Origin of the sequence: Streptomyces sp. NPDC059874, from assembly GCF_042731135.1 — a bacterium.
In the GTDB taxonomy this organism is placed as follows: domain Bacteria; phylum Actinomycetota; class Actinomycetes; order Streptomycetales; family Streptomycetaceae; genus Streptomyces.
Genome location: NZ_JBHWJY010000070.1, coordinates 15,160 through 31,371, shown reverse-complemented (window position 1 = coordinate 31,371; position 16,212 = coordinate 15,160). Strand labels below are relative to the sequence as shown.

At 71.2% G+C, this 16,212-nt stretch carries 14 protein-coding genes; 5 read left to right on the top strand and 9 right to left on the bottom strand.

Features of this window, described 5'->3' with window-relative positions; all coding sequences use genetic code 11:
* Positions 1-157 precede the first annotated feature (157 nt).
* On the top strand, positions 158-2,206 hold the full coding sequence (locus ACFV9H_RS31045; RefSeq protein ID WP_385404707.1) for a calcium-binding protein: 2,049 nt from the start codon (positions 158-160) through the stop codon (positions 2,204-2,206).
* Between the two features lie 89 nt (positions 2,207-2,295).
* Here the strand turns inward: ACFV9H_RS31045 and ACFV9H_RS31040 are convergent, their stop codons facing one another.
* Entirely contained in the window at positions 2,296-2,934 is a 639-nt protein-coding gene (locus ACFV9H_RS31040; RefSeq protein WP_385404705.1) for a hypothetical protein, read from the bottom strand.
* A gap of 125 nt (positions 2,935-3,059) precedes the next feature.
* Positions 3,060-4,217: an acyl-CoA dehydrogenase family protein gene (locus ACFV9H_RS31035; RefSeq protein WP_030716523.1), complete on the bottom strand. Its 1,158-nt coding sequence runs from the start codon at positions 4,215-4,217 to the stop codon at positions 3,060-3,062.
* A 185-nt stretch (positions 4,218-4,402) separates the two neighbouring features.
* Here ACFV9H_RS31035 and ACFV9H_RS31030 point away from each other — a divergent pair, with 185 nt between their 5' ends.
* Entirely contained in the window at positions 4,403-5,746 is a 1,344-nt protein-coding gene (locus ACFV9H_RS31030; RefSeq protein WP_385404703.1) for a UDP-glucose dehydrogenase family protein, read from the top strand.
* Between the two features lie 232 nt (positions 5,747-5,978).
* On the opposite strand, the gene ACFV9H_RS31025 is transcribed toward ACFV9H_RS31030, so the two are convergent.
* A complete protein-coding gene (locus tag ACFV9H_RS31025) occupies positions 5,979-6,467 on the bottom strand; it encodes a CGNR zinc finger domain-containing protein (RefSeq protein WP_385404700.1) in 489 nt (162 codons plus the stop codon).
* 95 nt (positions 6,468-6,562) lie between these two features.
* Here ACFV9H_RS31025 and ACFV9H_RS31020 point away from each other — a divergent pair, with 95 nt between their 5' ends.
* Positions 6,563-6,925, top strand: coding sequence for a VOC family protein (locus ACFV9H_RS31020; protein ID WP_385404698.1), 363 nt, complete (start codon positions 6,563-6,565; stop codon positions 6,923-6,925).
* Here the strand turns inward: ACFV9H_RS31020 and ACFV9H_RS31015 are convergent.
* The 4 genes from ACFV9H_RS31015 to ACFV9H_RS31000 all read right to left on the bottom strand — a co-directional run bounded on the left by ACFV9H_RS31015 (position 6,922) and on the right by ACFV9H_RS31000 (position 11,329).
* The gene (locus ACFV9H_RS31015) at positions 6,922-7,980 is read right to left on the bottom strand and encodes a membrane dipeptidase (RefSeq protein ID WP_385404696.1); all 1,059 of its coding nucleotides are present in this window, start codon (positions 7,978-7,980) and stop codon (positions 6,922-6,924) included. The genes ACFV9H_RS31020 and ACFV9H_RS31015 overlap by 4 nt on opposite strands.
* 501 nt (positions 7,981-8,481) lie before the next feature.
* The gene (locus tag ACFV9H_RS31010) at positions 8,482-9,660 is read right to left on the bottom strand and encodes a dipeptidase (protein ID WP_385404693.1); all 1,179 of its coding nucleotides are present in this window, start codon (positions 9,658-9,660) and stop codon (positions 8,482-8,484) included.
* Positions 9,657-10,193 carry a 5-(carboxyamino)imidazole ribonucleotide mutase gene (purE, locus tag ACFV9H_RS31005; RefSeq protein WP_385404690.1) on the bottom strand — a complete coding sequence of 179 codons (537 nt, stop codon included), beginning with the start codon at positions 10,191-10,193 and terminating at the stop codon, positions 9,657-9,659. Before purE ends, ACFV9H_RS31010 begins: the two co-directional genes overlap by 4 nt.
* Complete coding sequence (locus ACFV9H_RS31000) at positions 10,190-11,329, bottom strand: 5-(carboxyamino)imidazole ribonucleotide synthase (RefSeq protein WP_385404688.1); 1,140 nt, start codon at positions 11,327-11,329, stop codon at positions 10,190-10,192. Before ACFV9H_RS31000 ends, purE begins: the two co-directional genes overlap by 4 nt.
* 201 nt (positions 11,330-11,530) lie before the next feature.
* On the opposite strand from ACFV9H_RS31000, the gene ACFV9H_RS30995 reads away from it, so the two are divergent.
* Positions 11,531-12,085, top strand: coding sequence for a GtrA family protein (locus ACFV9H_RS30995; RefSeq protein ID WP_385404685.1), 555 nt, complete (start codon positions 11,531-11,533; stop codon positions 12,083-12,085).
* 9 nt (positions 12,086-12,094) lie between these two features.
* Here ACFV9H_RS30995 and ACFV9H_RS30990 read toward each other — a convergent pair whose 3' ends face one another.
* Both ACFV9H_RS30990 and ACFV9H_RS30985 read right to left on the bottom strand, forming a co-directional pair.
* Positions 12,095-13,360, bottom strand: coding sequence for an ATP-binding protein (locus ACFV9H_RS30990; protein WP_385404682.1), 1,266 nt, complete (start codon positions 13,358-13,360; stop codon positions 12,095-12,097).
* A gap of 174 nt (positions 13,361-13,534) precedes the next feature.
* Positions 13,535-14,212 carry a response regulator transcription factor gene (locus ACFV9H_RS30985; RefSeq protein ID WP_030659823.1) on the bottom strand — a complete coding sequence of 226 codons (678 nt, stop codon included), beginning with the start codon at positions 14,210-14,212 and terminating at the stop codon, positions 13,535-13,537.
* 488 nt (positions 14,213-14,700) lie between these two features.
* Here ACFV9H_RS30985 and ACFV9H_RS30980 point away from each other — a divergent pair, with 488 nt between their 5' ends.
* A complete protein-coding gene (locus tag ACFV9H_RS30980; RefSeq protein WP_385404679.1) occupies positions 14,701-16,197 on the top strand; it encodes a peptide MFS transporter in 1,497 nt (498 codons plus the stop codon).
* Positions 16,198-16,212 lie beyond the last annotated feature (15 nt).

The window sequence follows — 16,212 nt, the reverse complement described above, 5'->3', positions numbered from 1 at the left end:
GTGAACCCGTACAGCCGTAGCGCCCGGCGTGTCATGAAATGACCGGCTGTAGTCGTCGATCTTGACTCCTACGATCCTTCGCGCGGGCCCCCGGCCGCCCCACCGCCGGGAGCGGACCGCGACCAGCTCTCCGGCGCCACCAGAAGGAGTCGTCCGCATGCTCACTTCGATCACCGGTCTCCGCAGAAGACTCCGCCTGACCTGCACGGCGACCGCCGCGGCCGTGGCGCTCGTCGTCTGTGGGCCGGGCGCGGCACTGGGGGCGTCGGGCGACCTGGACCTGACCTTCGGCGGGGGCGACGGGAAGGTCATCACCGACCTCGCCTACTACGAGGACAGCCCCGACATGGTGCTCCAGCCCGACGGCAAGATCCTCACCGTCGGGACCCTGACACCGGCCGAGGGCGGGGACCCCGCCTTCTCGCTGCTCCGCTACAACGCGAACGGCTCCCCGGACACCACCTTCGGCGACGGCGGCGCGGCGGCGACGACCATCAGCTCCGGCGATTCGGGCCAGGCGCTGGCGCTCCAGCCGGACGGGAAGATCGTCGTGGCCGGTCTCAGCATCGTCGAGCAGAACGGCATCAGCTGGGGGCAGTTCACGCTGCTGCGCTACCTCCCGAACGGCACCCTGGACACGACCTTCGGCAACGCCGGCCGGGTGTTCCCGGACTTCGGCCAAGGCTCCTCGGCGGCCGCGGTGCGGGTGCTGGGCAACGGCAGGATCCTCGCCGCCGGAGGGGCCCAGGGCGGCTTCGCGCTGGCGCGCCTGATGCCCGACGGCAGCCTGGACAACACCTTCGGCGGCGGGGACGGCCGGGTGACGACCACGTTCCCCGGCGGCGCATCGGTCCAGGACCTGGCGCTGCAGTCCGACGGGACGATCGTCGCCGTGGGCACGGCCGGGTACTCGCCCCCCGCCTACAGCACCGACGTGGCGCTGGCCCGCTACACCCCGGACGGCAGCCCCGACACCGGCTTCGACGGCGACGGACGGCTGCTCGTCGACTGGGGGACCGCGTACGACGCCGCGAACGGCGTGGTGCTGCAGGCGGACAACAGGATCGTCGTGTCCGGCTACAGCTCGGAGGGCTTCACCACGGCCCGCTTCAACACCAACGGCACCCCGGACACCACCTTCGGCGGTGACGGCCGGGTGGGCACCTCCTTCGAGGCCGGTTCCGGCATCGCCAATGACGTGGCACTCCAGTCGGACGGCAAGATCGTCGCCGCCGGAGGCGGGGCCGGAACCGGGGACCCGCACGACTTCGCGGTGGTCCGGTACAACACCGACGGCAGCCTGGACAGCACCTTCAGCGGCGACGGCAAGGTGACCACCGACGTGGGCCCCTTCTACGACGACGACTGGGAGCAGGGGCAGGCCCTCGTCATCCAGCCGGACGGGAAGCTCGTCGTGGCCGGCGTCACGGAGGACGGCACCGCGCGCGGTGTGATCCGTTACGAGGTCTCCGGAACCACGCCGCCCCCGGTGAACGCCGACCTCTTGGTGACGAAGGCGGGCGTCCCCGCCACGGTCGCCCTCGGCGACACGGTGACGTACACCGTGAAGGTGACCAACAAGTCCGCGTCGACCGCGACGGCCACCGGGGTCCAACTGACCGACTCCCTCACCGGCACCGGTACCGGCACGATCCTCTCCGCCACCACCAGCCAGGGCAGCTGCACCACCACGTCGTCCCAGGCCACCTGCGCCCTCGGCAGCCTCGCCCCCAACACCACGGCCACGGTGACGATCACCGCCGAGCCCTCACGGGTCGGCACCCTCACCGACACGGCGACGGCGAGCGCCACCCCGAGCGACCCGATCCCGGCGGACAACACGGCGAGCGTCACCACCACCGTCAACAACACGCGTGGCTGCACGATCATCGGCACCAGCGGCAACGACACCCTGAACGGCACCTACGCGAACGACGTCATCTGCGCCCTCAGCGGCAACGACACCGTCAACTCCTCCTTCGGCAACGACACCGTCCACGCCGGCCCCGGCAACGACCGCGTCGACGGCAGCTACGGCGACGACACCCTGAACGGCGGCCCCGGCGCCGACAACCTGATCGGCAACTTCGGCAACGACCGCCTTGACACCGTCGACGGCGTCTTCGGCAACGACACCGCCAACGGCGGCTACAACACCGACACCTGCACCACGGACGCGGGCGACATCCGCATCAGCTGCCCCTGACGGGCTCCCACATGCGCGTAGGACCCCCGGCGGCACGCCGGGGGTCCTACGCGTACATCGGTCGACGTGCGACCCGTCGGAGCCGGACGTCAGGAAGCGAACGGGTTGGCATGCCCGGGGAGCTGCCGGCCGGGACGGAGGAAGCGCTGCCTGCCGTGCTCGTCGCGCACCGGGACGAACCCGGCGCCGATCAGCCGCCGCGCGATCCGCTCCCGCCGGACCGCCCCCAGCTTGAAGCAGCCGGCCAGGAACGCCGCGAGTGCCGCGCCGCCCGCCAGCGCGCCGACCGGCATCCCGGCGATGAGCAGGACGAGGACGAGCGCCCCGCACATTCCGTAGCCCTTCAGCATCAGGCGCTTGTCCGCGGCCTGGGCCATGACGTCGAGCTTGATCATGTCCGTCAGGTGGGCGACGGCTTCGGCCGCCTCGGGAAGGGGCTTCAGCGTCCCCGGCAGCATCCCCGGTGCGGCCCCGCCGTTGCCCGCCCGCGGGTAGGCGGAGAGGGTGGCGGCCTCGCGGGCGCGGGCGTCCGGCCGGGGGTCCCGGTACATGCGGACGAGGACCTGCGACCCGTTGTGCCCCGTCCGGTACGCCGCCTCGTACTCGAAGCCGTAGTGCTCGGCCACGTGGGCGAGGGCCGCGGGCCCTCCCACCCCCGCGGCGGGGCCGATCTCGATGACGTCCTGGCGGGCGATCTGCTGGAGCATCCCCGATATCCGGCTATCCACGGACAACTTGTCTCCCCTGCCGCAACCTCGCGCCGATGACTGACCGGCGCACAGCCTAGGGCACGCGCAAGACCCCCGGCCGCAGCCGGGGGTCTTGGGTGTTCGTGCAGGTCAGAGCGGTGCCGCTACGGAAGGTTGCGGGCCATGACGATGCGCTGGACCTGGTTCGTGCCCTCGTAGATCTGCGTGATCTTGGCATCGCGCATCATGCGCTCGACCGGGTAGTCGCGGGTGTAGCCGTAGCCGCCGAGGAGCTGGACGGCGTCCGTGGTGACCTCCATGGCCACGTCGGAGGCGAAGCACTTGGCGGCGGCGCCGAAGAAGGTGAGGTCGCCGTCGACGCGCTCCGACTTGGCCGCGGCCGCGTACGTCAGCTGACGGGCGGCCTCGATCTTCATGGCCATGTCCGCGAGCATGAACTGCACGCCCTGGAAGTCGCCGATCGGCTTGCCGAACTGCTTGCGCTCCTGGACGTAGCCCTTGGCGTAGTCCAGGGCGCCCTGGGCGATGCCGAGCGCCTGGGCGGCGATGGTGATGCGGGTGTGGTCGAGGGTCTTCATCGCGGTGGCGAAGCCGGTGCCCTCGGCGCCGATCATGCGGTCGGCGGGGATGCGGACGTTGTCGAGGTAGACCTCGCGCGTCGGGGAGCCCTTGATGCCGAGCTTCTTCTCCGGGGCGCCGAAGGAGACGCCCTCGTCCGACTTCTCGACGACGAAGGCGCTGATGCCCTTGGAGCGCTTCTCCGGGTCGGTGACGGCCATGACCGTGTAGTACTCGGAGACGCCCGCGTTGGTGATCCAGCGCTTCACGCCGTTGAGCACCCAGAAGTCCCCGTCGCGCACGGCGCGGGTCTTCATGCCGGCGGCGTCGGAGCCCGCGTCCGGCTCGGAGAGCGCGTACGAGAACATCGCGTCGCCCTTGGCCAGCGGGCCGAGGTACTTGGCCTTGAGCTCCTCGGAGCCGGAGAGGATCACCGGGAGCGAGCCGAGCTTGTTGACGGCGGGGATGAGGGAGGAGGACGCGCAGACGCGGGCCACCTCCTCGATCACGATCACGGTGGCGAGCGCGTCCGCGCCGGCGCCGCCGTAGGTCTCGGGCACGTGGACGGCGTGCAGGTCGCTGGCGACCAGCGCGTCGAGGGCCTCCTGCGGGAAGCGGGACTCCTCGTCGACCGCGGCCGCGAACGGCAGGATCTTCGCCTCGGCGAGCGAGCGGACGGACTCGCGGAGCATGTCGTGCTCCTCGGCCGGGCGGTACAGGTCGAAGTCGGCAGAACCCGCCAAGATCTCTCACTCCCCAAGGGTGATGCGTGATGCTAACTACCGTTAAGTAACCCAAGCTTAGTCGTCGACGCAGGGGCAGCGATATGGACGGCCCGCGTGAGTTGCGTGACAGAGGGGGAACGTCCCCCGCCGCGGGCCCGACTATGCTCAGTGGCCGCAAACGGCCCCGCACCTCTGGAGCACCCATGGCCCCCCTCAGGATCACTGTGATCGGCACCGGATACCTCGGCGCCACCCACGCCGCGGCGATGGCGGAGCTGGGCTTCGAGGTGCTGGGGCTGGACGTGGTCCCCGAGAAGATCGAGCTGCTGGCGTCCGGTCGGGTGCCCATGTACGAGCCCGGGCTGGAAGAACTGCTGGCCAAGCACGTGGCCGGGCTGCCGGGATCCAGTGGGCGGCTGCGGTTCACCACCTCCTGGGAGGAGGTCGGGGAGTTCGGCGACGTCCACTTCGTCTGCGTGAACACGCCGCAGAAGCACGGGGAGTACGCGTGCGACATGAGTTACGTGGACGCGGCGATGGCCTCGCTGGCCCCGCACCTGACGCGGCCGGTGCTGGTCGTCGGCAAGTCGACGGTACCGGTGGGCTCGGCGGAGCGGCTGGCGGCGAAGCTCGTGGAGCTGTCGCCCGCGGGCGCGGACGTGGAGCTGGCCTGGAATCCGGAGTTCCTGCGGGAGGGCTTCGCGGTGCAGGACACCCTGCACCCCGACCGGATCGTGATCGGCGTCCAGGGCGAACGCGGCGAGAAGCTGCTGCGGGAGGTGTACGAGACCCCGATGTCGGAGGGGACCCCGCTGGTCGTCACGGACTTCCCGACGGCCGAGCTGGTCAAGACCGCGGCCAACTCCTTCCTGGCGACGAAGATCTCCTTCATCAACGCGATGGCGGAGGTGTGCGAGGCCGCCGGCGGTGACGTGGCCAAGCTGGCGGAGGCCATCGGCTACGACGAGCGGATCGGCGCGAAGTTCCTGCGGGCCGGGATCGGCTTCGGCGGCGGCTGCCTGCCGAAGGACATCCGCGCCTTCATGGCGCGGGCCGGCGAGCTGGGCGCCGACCAGGCGCTGACCTTCCTGCGGGAGGTCGACTCGATCAACATGCGCCGCCGCGGGCACATGGTCGAGCTGGCGCGGGAGGCGGTCGGCGGGTCGTTCCTGGGCAAGCGGGTGGCAGTACTCGGAGCCACCTTCAAGCCGGACTCGGACGACGTACGGGACTCGCCCGCGCTGAACGTGGCGGGGCAGATCCACCTCCAGGGCGGGCAGGTCACCGTCTACGACCCCAAGGGCATGGACAACGCCCGGCGCGTCTTCCCGACGCTGGGGTACGCGGACTCCGCGCGGGAGGCGGCGCGGGGGGCGGAGGTCGTCCTGCACCTCACGGAGTGGCGCGAGTTCCGTGACCTTGATCCGGCGGAGCTGGGTTCCGTCGTCACGGACCGGCTGATCCTGGACGGCCGCAACGCGCTGGACCCCCAGGTGTGGCGAGCGGCGGGCTGGACGTACCGCGCGATGGGGCGCCCCCGGGCCTGAGGCCTGGCCGGCCGGGTCGGGGGCGGCGCCGTTGCCGGGGCTCCGCCCCGGAACCCGCGCCTCAAACGCCGGCGTGGCTGGATTTTGGCTGATGCCGTCCGCCAGACGCCGCAGGATCGCCCGCAGGGGGCAATTCCAGCCCCGCCGGCGTTTGAGGTGTGGGGGTCCCCCCGGACGGAGTCTGGGGGAGGATCTGGGGCGGAGCCCCAGGGCTTTGAGCCGCGCCGGCGATCTAGGCGCGGGCCCGGTACGTGCGCATCTTGGCTCGGCTGCCGCAGATCGACATCGAGCACCAGCGGCCGCGGCCCGCGGGGCTGCGGTCGTAGTACGCCCACTGGCAGTCGTCCGCCGCGCAGGCCTTCAGGCGGGGCCAGGTACCGGCGGCGGATGCTTCGGCCAGGGCCTCGGCGATGCGGGTGAGCAGGGTCGGCTCGCCCAGGGGGGCGAGGGTCGCGGCGCCGGTCGCGTCGATGCGTACCGTCAGCGGGGCCTCGGCGAGGAGCCGGTTCAGGCCGTCCTCGGCGCCGGGGCGGAGGTCGTGGCCCGCGTGGGCCAGCAGCGCCCCGCGCAGCGCCTCGCGGAGCTCCACCGCTTCCGCGAGGGCCGCTCCGGACAGGCCGAACTCGGCCGCGAGGCGGTCGTCCCCCGTGTCCACGCTCAGCGTGTTGACGAGGCTTTCCACCAGCGCGAGACCGCCGGGTGCCGGTGCGCGTCCACTCATGGCCTCGACGTTACCTCTTGGATCGGCGTAGGGGTAACGCGTAGGGTGGGGGTTACCGGCAAGAGCCGCTTACCGGTAACCCCAAGGAGAGAACCATGGCCGTCGCCAAGCTCGGCACCGTCGTCCTCGACTGTCCCGACCCGCTCGCCCTCGCCACCTTCTACGCCGGCCTGCTCGGCGGCAGCCCGAGCTCCGAGGACGAGACCTGGGTGGACCTGGAAGGCCACGAGGGCACCCCGCTCGCCTTCCAACTGGCCCCCGGACACGTCCCGCCGAACTGGCCCTCCCCCGAGGGCTCGCAGCAGTTCCACCTGGACCTGACCGTCGAGGACCTCGACGTCGCGGAAGAGCGCATCCTCGCGCTGGGCGCCAAGCCCCTGGACGCGGACGACCGCGGGCGCTCGTGGAGGGTCTACGCCGACCCGGCCGGGCACCCCGTCTGTCTCTGCGCCTGTTAGGTCCGGCGGTGTCCGGCGGCGCGGGCCGTGAATTCCGCGTCGCGCACGACCCGCTGGGCATTGCCCCAGGTCAGCAGGGCCAGGTCGGACTCCGACCAGCCGCGGTCCAGTAGCTCCGCGAGCAGCTTGGGGTAGCCCGAGGGATCGGTGAGGCCGGTCGGGCGGGGGATGCCCGGTTCGGAGCCGAAGGCGGCACCGAGCCCGACGGCGCCCACGCCCGCGACGGCCCGGACGTGGTCGATGTGGTCGGCCACCGCGTGCAGCGAATCCCCGGTGCGGGCGGTGTCGAAGGTGACCATCGCCAGACCTTCGGCCTCGCGCAGGGCGAGCAGGACCTCGTCGGTCACGTTCCCGGGATGCGGGTTCAGGGCGGCCGCCCCCGTGTTCGAGATGACCACCGGCGCCTTGGAGTCCTCCGCGATCTGGCAGGCGGCCGCCGGATCGCAGCCGGCGAGATCCAGCAGGATCGCGAGCCGGTTCGCCTCGCGGACCACCTGGTGACCGAAGGCCGTCAGGCCCTCCGTCGCCCAGGCCGCTCCTGCGGGAGCGAGGATCCGTACGCCCAACGTGTGGAAGGCGCGCAGTGCGCCGAGGGAGTCGGTGAGCGTGCTGCCGGGCACGGGGCCGAGGAACGAGGCGATCCGGCCGCGGTTGCGGGCGTCGGCCATGTCGTCGGCGCTCAGCGCGAGGAGCAGGCTGTCGGGGTAGCGGCGCATCAGGGCCAGCGCCACGTCGATCTGTTCCAGGGTCTCGGACACCGCGTCCTCGGGCGGCCGGCCCGAGGGGACGAGCAGGGACCAGAACTGGGCCCCCACTCCCCCGGCGCGCAGCCGGGGGATGTCGGTGTCCACACCGGCTTCCGGGGTGTCGATGTCGTGGTACGGGCTCTGGCGCAAGGTCCAGACGAGCGTGTTGCACCCGTCCGCGACGGGATGGACGGACAGCAACGCGGCGGCCCGGTCCAGCGCGCCGGTCGCTGCCGCGGGGGTGGTGGGGGCCGGGGGGTCTTCGGCTCCGATGCCCGCGGAGTGGGGTTCGTCCTGCAGGTCGGCCATGGCGTTCGCTCCGGTCTCGGCGGCAGCAGGGAGAGATGGTGCCACCGTGACACGCGGGGCGTGTGTGTTGCTTGGTGGGTGTGGCGTTCGGGTGGCCGCTGCCCTGGGCGGGCGGGGCGGGCGTGCCGTTGCCCTGGCCGGGCCGTGCCGGGTGCCGTGCCCTGGCCGGGCCGTGCCGGGTGCCGTGCCCTGGCCGGGCCGTGCCGGGTGCCGTTGCCCTGGCCGGGCCGTGCCGGGTGCCGTGCCCTGGCCGGGCCGGGTGCCGCGCCCTGGCCGGGCTGGGCGCGGGTCGCCGCTGCGCGGAGCTGCTCCCCGCCCCGCCCTTCCTCCGTTCCCCGGGCTCCGCCCGGACCCGGTCCTCAAACGCCGGACGGGCTGAAACACCCGGGGCTGGATTTTGGTCGCTGCCTGCCGGTGGGCAATTCCAGCCTCGCCGGCGTTTGAGGCGCGGGGGTTCGGGGGCAGAGCCCCCGACGACGGCGTCGCACCCGGTGGGGATCCCTACAGCACCGCGTTCGACGGGCCCCGCGTCGCAGACAGGTCGCGGGCTACCGACTCCGCGTCGCGGAGGGCGCGGACCGCGTTCGACCAGGTCAGTTTCGCCAGGTCGGGCTTGGACCAGCCGCGGGTCAGGAGTTCCGCGACCAGGTTCGGGTAGCCCGCCACGTCGTCCAGGCCGGACGGGGTGAAGGCCGTGCCGTCGTAGTCGCCGCCGATGCCGATGTGGTCGATGCCGGCCACCTCGCGCATGTGGTCCAGGTGATCGGCCACCGTCGAGGCCGTCGCCACCGGGCGGGGGCTCGCCGCCTCGAAGGCCCGGTGCAGGGCCATCGCCTCCGGGGTGGTGTCCAGGTGGTGGAAACCGTGGGCGCGCAGGTTCTCGTCCGCGGCCAGGGTCCACTCCACCGCCGCCGGGAGGATGAACTTCGGGACGAAGGTGGCCATGGCGACCCCGCCGTTCGCGGGGAGGAGCGCCAGGACGTCGTCCGGGATGTTGCGCGGGTGGTCGCACACCGCACGCGCCGAGGAGTGCGAGAAGACCACCGGGGCCACGGACACCGCGAGCGCGTCGCGCATCGTCGTCTCGGCGACGTGCGAGAGGTCCACCAGCATGCCGATGCGGTTCATCTCGCGGACGACCTCGCGGCCGAAGTCCGTGAGGCCGCCGTGCCGGGGCTCGTCGGTCGCCGAGTCCGCCCAGTCGATGGTGTCGTTGTGCGTGAGCGTCATGTACCGCACGCCCAGCTGGTGCAGGGCGCGCAGGGTGGCGAGCGAGTTGTTGATGGAGTGGCCGCCCTCGGCGCCCATCAGCGAGGCGATCCGGCCGTCGACGCGGGCCGCCTCCATGTCGTCCGCCGTCAGCGCCCGCACCAGGTCGCCGGGGTAACGGTCGATCAGCTGGGCGACCACGTCGATCTGCTCCAGCGTGGCGCTGACCGCCTCGTCGCCGGCGTAGTCGGAGCGGACGTAGACCGACCAGAACTGCGCACCGACCCCGCCGGCGCGCAGCCGGGGGATGTCGGTGTGCAGGTGGGCGGACTGGTCGCCCGCGATGTCCCGCTGCGCCAAGTCGTAGCGGACCTGCTCGCGCAGCGCCCAGGGGAGGTCGTTGTGGCCGTCGACGACCGGGTACGCGGCGAGCAGCTCGCGCGCCTCGTCCAGGCGCTGCGCCGCGCTCACTTGGCGAATCCGAAGGATTCCGCGCCCGCGACCTTCGTACGCAGCCGCTTGCCCTTCTCGGTGGCCTGGTCGCCCAGCTCCTGCTGGAAGTCGCGCATGCGCGCCAGCAGCTCGGTGTCGTGCGTGGCCAGGATGCGGGCGGCCAGCAGCCCGGCGTTGCGGGCGCCGCCGACGGAGACGGTGGCGACGGGGACTCCGGCCGGCATCTGGACGATCGACAGCAGGGAGTCCATGCCGTCGAGGTACTTCAGCGGTACCGGCACGCCGATGACCGGGAGCGGGGTGACCGAGGCCAGCATCCCGGGCAGGTGGGCGGCCCCGCCCGCGCCCGCGATGATCGCCTTCAGACCGCGCTCGGCGGCCTGCTCCCCGTACGCGATCATCTCGCGCGGCATCCGGTGCGCGGAGACGACGTCGACCTCGTAGGGGATCTCGAAATCGTCGAGCGCCTGGGCGGCGGCCTCCATGACGGGCCAGTCCGAGTCGGAGCCCATGACGATGCCGATGATCGGACCTGCGGCGGAGGTGCTCATTCCGTGACCGTTCCTCTGAGGTAGTCGGCTGCGTGGCGTGCGCGCTCCAGCACATCGTCCAGGTCGTCGCCGTAGGTGTTGACGTGGCCGACCTTGCGGCCGTGTTTCACGTCCTTGCCGTACATGTGGATCTTCAGCTGCGGGTCGTGGGCCATGCAGTGCAGGTACGCCGCGTACATGTCCGGGTAGTCCCCGCCCAGTACGTTCGCCATGACGGTCCACTTGGCGCGGGGGCGCGGGTCGCCCAGCGGAAGGTCCAGGACCGCGCGTACGTGGTTGGCGAACTGGGAGGTCACGGCCCCGTCCTGGGTCCAGTGGCCGCTGTTGTGCGGGCGCATCGCCAGTTCGTTGACCAGGATCCGGCCGTCGGTGGTCTCGAACAGTTCCACGGCCAGGTGGCCGGTCACGTCGAGTTCCTTGGCGATGCGCAGGGCGAGGGCCTGTGCCTCGCCCGCGAGCTCCTCGGAGAGGTTCGGGGCGGGCGCGATGACCGTGTCGCAGACCCCGTCCACCTGGACGGACTCCACGACGGGATAGGCCACGGCCTGGCCGTGGGGGGAACGGACGATGTTGGCCGCGAGTTCGCGGACGAAGTCCACCTTCTCTTCGGCGAGGACGGGGACACCGGCCCGGAAGGGCGCGTCCGCGTCCTCCGGGGTGCGTACGAACCACACGCCCTTGCCGTCGTAGCCGCCTCGCACGGTCTTGAGGATGACGGGGAACCCGCCGACCTCCGCCGCGAAGGCCTCCACGTCCGCCGGATCGCTCACGATCCGGTGGCGGGGGCTGGGCGCGCCGATCTCGTCGAGCTTGGCGCGCATCACCCCCTTGTCCTGGGCGTGCACCAACGCGTCGGGCCCCGGGCGGACGGGGATGCCGTCCGCTTCCAGGGCCCGCAGGTGTTCGGTGGGTACGTGCTCGTGATCGAAAGTGATCACGTCGCAGCCGCGCGCGAAGGCGCGCAGCGTCTCCAGATCGCGATAGTCGCCGATGACGACATCGCTCACGACCTGGGCCGCCGAGTCCTGTGGGGTGTCACTGAGGAGCTTGAATCTGATGCCGAGGGGGATACCCGCCTCGTGGGTCATGCGGGCGAGCTGTCCGCCGCCGACCATGCCGACTACCGGGAACGTCACTCCTCCAGGGTATCCGGCGAGATTCCGCCATATGGACGTGGCCTGGCTCGGACCCGTCGGTGATCTCCGCGGTGTGTGCCGTGCGTCGCACGCGGCCGGAAGGCACAGACGGAGCACAGGGGGGACACTTAGCATGGGTGGGTTGACGGAGAACACCGGACGCCCCTGGTGGGGGCGGTGACCGACAGGACTGACCTACTGATGAGCACGCCTGGGAACGGATCTGTTCTCGAACGCGTACGCGGTCTCCTGCGGGAGGTCGCCAAGTTCGGGGCGGTCGGCGGTCTGGGCGTGCTGGTCAACCTGGGTGTCTTCAACCTGATCCGCAACACCACCGACCTCCAGGTGGTGCGCGCGAGCGTGATAGCGACCGTCGTCGCCATCGCCACGAACTACCTCGGCTTCCGCTACTTCGCCTACCGCGACCGCGCCCAGAGCGACCCCGCCGGGCGCACGCGCGAGCTGGTCCTGTTCGTGGCGTTCAGCGCGATCGGCCTGGTCATCGAGAACGGTGTGCTGTACGTCGCCACGTACGGCTTCGGCTGGGGCGGTCCCGTCGCCAGCAACGTGTTCAAGTTCATCGGCATCGGGACGGCCACCGTGTTCCGTTTCTGGTCCTACCGCACCTGGGTGTTCAAAGCGCTTCCCGTGGCGGCCACGCCCGCCGAGCCCATGCCCGACCCGGCGCCGCTGCCCAAGCCCGAGCGCAAGCCCGAGCCCGAGCCGCTGCCCGAGCCGGAGCCCGCGAACAGCTAAGGCGGCCGGCTAGCGGACCGTCGCCTCGGGCTCGGTCCGTTCCGGCGCCGTGCGGCTGAGGAACAGCGCGAAGACCGGCGGCTGGGCCTGGAGCAGTTCGAGGCGTCCGCCGTCCGCCTCCGCGAGGTCCCGGGCGACGGCGAGGCCGATCCCGGTGGAGTTGCGGCCGCTGATGGCCCGCTCGAAGATCCGGTTGCCGAGGTCGGGCGGGACCCCGGGGCCCTCGTCGGTGACCTCCAGCACCGCCTGGTTGCCGACGACCCGGGTGCGCAGCGCGACCGTGCCGCCGCCGTGCATGAGCGCGTTCTCCACGAGGGTCGCCAGGACCTGTGCGACCGCGCCGGGGGTGCCGACGGCCCGTACGCCCTGCTTGCCGGAGCGCACGATGGCCCGGCCGGCGCTGCGGTAGGCGGGCCGCCACTCCTCCACCTGCTGTTTGACGACCTCGTCCAGGTCGAAGGGGACGGCGGATCCCGTGCGCGGGTCCCGCGAGTTCGTGAGCAGCCGCTGCACCACGTCCGTGAGCCGCTCCACCTGGGTGAGGGCGATCGTCGCCTCCTCCCGCACGGTCTCCAGGTCGTCGGTGACGGTGATCTCCTCCAGCCGCATCGACAGCGCCGTGAGCGGGGTGCGCAGCTGGTGCGAAGCGTCGGCGGCGAGGCGCCGCTCGGCGGTCAGCATCCGGCCGATCCGCTCGGCGCTGGAGTCGAGGACGTCCGCGACCCGGTCCAGCTCGGGCACCCCGTACCTCCTGTGCCGGGGCCTGGGGTCGCCCGAGCCGAGGCGTTCCGCGGTCTCGGCCAGGTCGGTGAGCGGGGAGGCGAGCCGGTTCGCCTGTCGTACGGCGAGCAGTACGGCCGCCACGACGGCGAGCAGCGCCACCGCGCCGACCACGGCCAGGGTCCGCCCGACCTCCTTGGTCACGGTGGAGCGGGAGGCTTCGACGACGACCGTCTCACCCTGCTCTCCGCGCGCGGTGCCGCGGATGACGTCGTCGGCGATCCGGGCGCCGACCTCCACGGGCGGCCTGCCGGGGAGGGTGATCCGGGCGTAGTGGCCGGCGTCGAGCTGTTCGGCGAGCGCGCCGTCGTCGACCGGCGTCTTCTCCAGGACGTTCGCCTCGACGATGCCGACCAGGCGCAGCGCCTCGGACTCGATGCGGTCCTGGGCGCTGTTGGTGATCGTCCGGGTCTCCACGATGACCAGGGAGACCCCGAAGACGGCGATCACGACGAGCACCACGGCGAGCGTGGAGTTGATCAGGCGGCGGCGCATGGCTCAGTACGCACCAGTGCTGCGGCCGGAAAGGTTTGCCGGGCCACGGTGTCCGGTGCGGTGCATCGCAAGGCGGAGGGACGCGGCTCGTACTGGACGTACTCGCGCGGTCCGACGACGCGGCGAGGTGCCGTGCCGGACGCCGTGACCCGGTGAACCTTTACGGTCACAGCACTAGCTCTTCTCGAAGCGGAAGCCGACGCCCCGGACGGTGGCGATGTAGCGGGGGTTCGCCGCGTCGTCGCCGAGCTTCTTGCGCAGCCAGGAGATGTGCATGTCTAGGGTCTTGGTGGAGGACCACCAGGTGGTGTCCCAGACCTCGCGCATGAGCTGGTCGCGGGTGACGACCCGGCCCGCGTCGCGGACCAGGACCCGCAGCAGGTCGAATTCCTTGGCGGTGAGCTGGAGCTCCTCCTCCCCCATCCACGCGCGGTGCGATTCCACGTCGATCCGCACGCCGTGGGTGGCGGGGGGCTGGGCGGCCTCGTTGGCGCCGCGCCGGAGCAGGGCCCGGACGCGGGCCAGCAGCTCGGCGAGCCGGAAGGGCTTGGTGACGTAGTCGTCGGCGCCGGCGTCGAGGCCGACCACCGTGTCCACCTCGTCCGCGCGGGCGGTCAGGACCAGGATCGGGAAGCCGTGGCCCTCGGCGCGCAGCCTGCGGGCGACTTCCAGGCCGTCCATGCCCGGCAGGCCCAGGTCCAGGACGACGAGATCGACGCCGCCCTGCAGTCCCGCGTCCAGGGCGGTGGGGCCGTCCTCCCGGACCTCGACCTCGTACCCTTCCCGGCGCAGGGCGCGGGCCAGGGGTTCCGAGATGGATGCGTCGTCCTCGGCGAGCAGTACACGCGTCATGTGGGTGATGGTAGTCCGCGGTGAGTGAATCGAGGGGCCTGCCGTCATACCCCTGCCGAACTGGCCTTATGGACTACTGACGGCCTTCGAATATGCCCAAACGGTTCCCGGTTAACCTGTGATCCATCTCTCAAGTCCTTTCATATGCCGCACTGTCGTGTCGTATGGTGGCGAGACGCCTGATGCACTACCTCAGGGACCTTTGTGCCAAAACGAGCCGAAGGTCTCTATTTCTGTCCTGACCGGACAGGCAGTCTTGATGGACTCACCTGTCCGAGCTCGATGACAGTGAATGACCTATGGGCCGGGCCCGTCGCGCGAAGGTGCGCGAGCGGGCGTGGATCCCGGTTACGGATGTTCCTTCGCCCCCCACCTCGGGGCGAGACCCCTGGGCGTGGGGTGGGAGGTCCGCCGCCGGTGCCGGCCACTCGTCCCGGGCGCTGTTCCGCTCACGAAGCGAAGCGTCCCGAGCAAGCAAGGATCGACCCATGGCTTCCAGCCTGACGAGGGACGCGGCGGACACCTCCGCCGAGAAGACCTTCCTCGGCCACCCCAGCGGCCTCGCCTTCCTCTTCATGACCGAGATGTGGGAGCGCTACAGCTTCTACGGCATGCGCGCGCTGCTCGTGCTCTACCTGGCCACGAACGTGGCCGACGGTGGTCTCGGGATGAACGACGCGACCGCGGTCGCGATCTACTCCGTCTACAACGCGATGGTCTACCTGCTCGCCCTCCCGGGCGGCTGGCTCGGTGACCGCGTGTGGGGCGCCCGCAAGGCCGTGGCCGTCGCCGGTGTCGTGATCATGACGGGTCACTTCCTGCTGGCGGTGCCCTCGTCCGTCTCGTTCTTCATCGGTCTGGCGCTGATCGCCGCCGGTTCGGGCGTGCTCAAGGCCAACATCTCCACGATGGTCGGCCAGCTGTACCGGGACAAGAACGACCCGCGCCGTGACGGTGGCTTCACGATCTTCTACATGGGCATCAACCTCGGTGCCTTCGTCGCCCCGCTGACCATCGGCTACGTCGGCCAGGAGGTCAACTGGCACCTCGGGTTCGCGATGGCCGGTGTCGGCATGGCCCTGGGTCTCGCCTTCTACTTCTTCGGCTTCCGCCACCTCAACCCGGTCTCGAACACCGTTCCGAGCCCGCTGAGCGCCGCCGAGAAGTCCTCGGTCGTCAAGAAGGGCCTGATCTGGCTCGGTGTCGCCGTCGCCGCCTACGCGGCCATCGGTCTGGCCGGCATCTTCACGATCAACTACGCGCTGTGGCCGCTGACCATCGCCGGTCTGGTCCTGCCCGCGTGGGCGATCCTGCGGATCAAGCGCGACAAGGACCTCTCCGACGTCGAGCGGTCCCGCATGTCGGCGTACGTCTGGTTCTTCGCCGCCGCCGCGATCTTCTGGGCGATCTACGACCAGACCGGCTCCACGCTGTCCCTGTTCGCGAAGGACAGCACGGACAGCACGCTGTTCGGCTTCAACTTCCCGGAGAGCTGGTTCCAGTCGCTGAACCCGCTGTTCGTGATGGCCCTCGCCCCGCTCTTCGCGATGCTGTGGGTGGCCCTCGCCAAGCGCTCCAAGGAGCCGACCACCCTGGCGAAGTTCTCCTTCGCGCTGGTCATGATCGGCGCCTCCTTCGGCGTCATGATGGTCGCCCAGGGCCTGGCCGGCGGCGACGCGAAGGTCAGCCCGATGTGGCTGGTCGGCGTGTACTTCATCCAGACCGTCGGTGAGCTCACCCTCTCCCCCGTCGGCCTGTCGCTGACCACCAAGCTGGCGCCGCAGAAGTACGGCTCCCAGATGATGGGCGTCTTCTTCCTCGCGGTCACCGCCGGTGACTCGGCCATCGCGCTGCTCCAGCTGATCGGCGCCCCGACGGACACCCAGGGCTGGTTCGCCAGCCAGGGCGTGCTCGCCATCCTCGCCGGCATCGCGATCTACATGTACCGCAAGAAGGTCCAGCCGCTCATGGGTGGCGTGCACTGACGCACCCCCCGCGAC

What these genes read in the sequence shown, in the direction of transcription:
- ACFV9H_RS31045 (WP_385404707.1), top strand. Translation starts at nt 158, where the DNA reads ATGCTCACTTCGATCACCGGTCTCCGCAGAAGACTCCGCCTGACCTGC.
- ACFV9H_RS31030 (WP_385404703.1), top strand. Translation starts at nt 4,403, where the DNA reads ATGGCCCCCCTCAGGATCACTGTGATCGGCACCGGATACCTCGGCGCC.
- ACFV9H_RS31025 (WP_385404700.1), bottom strand. Translation starts at nt 6,467, where the DNA reads ATGAGTGGACGCGCACCGGCACCCGGCGGTCTCGCGCTGGTGGAAAGC.
- ACFV9H_RS31020 (WP_385404698.1), top strand. Translation starts at nt 6,563, where the DNA reads ATGGCCGTCGCCAAGCTCGGCACCGTCGTCCTCGACTGTCCCGACCCG.
- ACFV9H_RS31015 (WP_385404696.1), bottom strand. Translation starts at nt 7,980, where the DNA reads ATGGCCGACCTGCAGGACGAACCCCACTCCGCGGGCATCGGAGCCGAA.
- purE (WP_385404690.1), bottom strand. Translation starts at nt 10,193, where the DNA reads ATGAGCACCTCCGCCGCAGGTCCGATCATCGGCATCGTCATGGGCTCC.
- ACFV9H_RS30995 (WP_385404685.1), top strand. Translation starts at nt 11,531, where the DNA reads ATGAGCACGCCTGGGAACGGATCTGTTCTCGAACGCGTACGCGGTCTC.
- ACFV9H_RS30990 (WP_385404682.1), bottom strand. Translation starts at nt 13,360, where the DNA reads ATGCGCCGCCGCCTGATCAACTCCACGCTCGCCGTGGTGCTCGTCGTG.
- ACFV9H_RS30985 (WP_030659823.1), bottom strand. Translation starts at nt 14,212, where the DNA reads ATGACGCGTGTACTGCTCGCCGAGGACGACGCATCCATCTCGGAACCC.
- ACFV9H_RS30980 (WP_385404679.1), top strand. Translation starts at nt 14,701, where the DNA reads ATGGCTTCCAGCCTGACGAGGGACGCGGCGGACACCTCCGCCGAGAAG.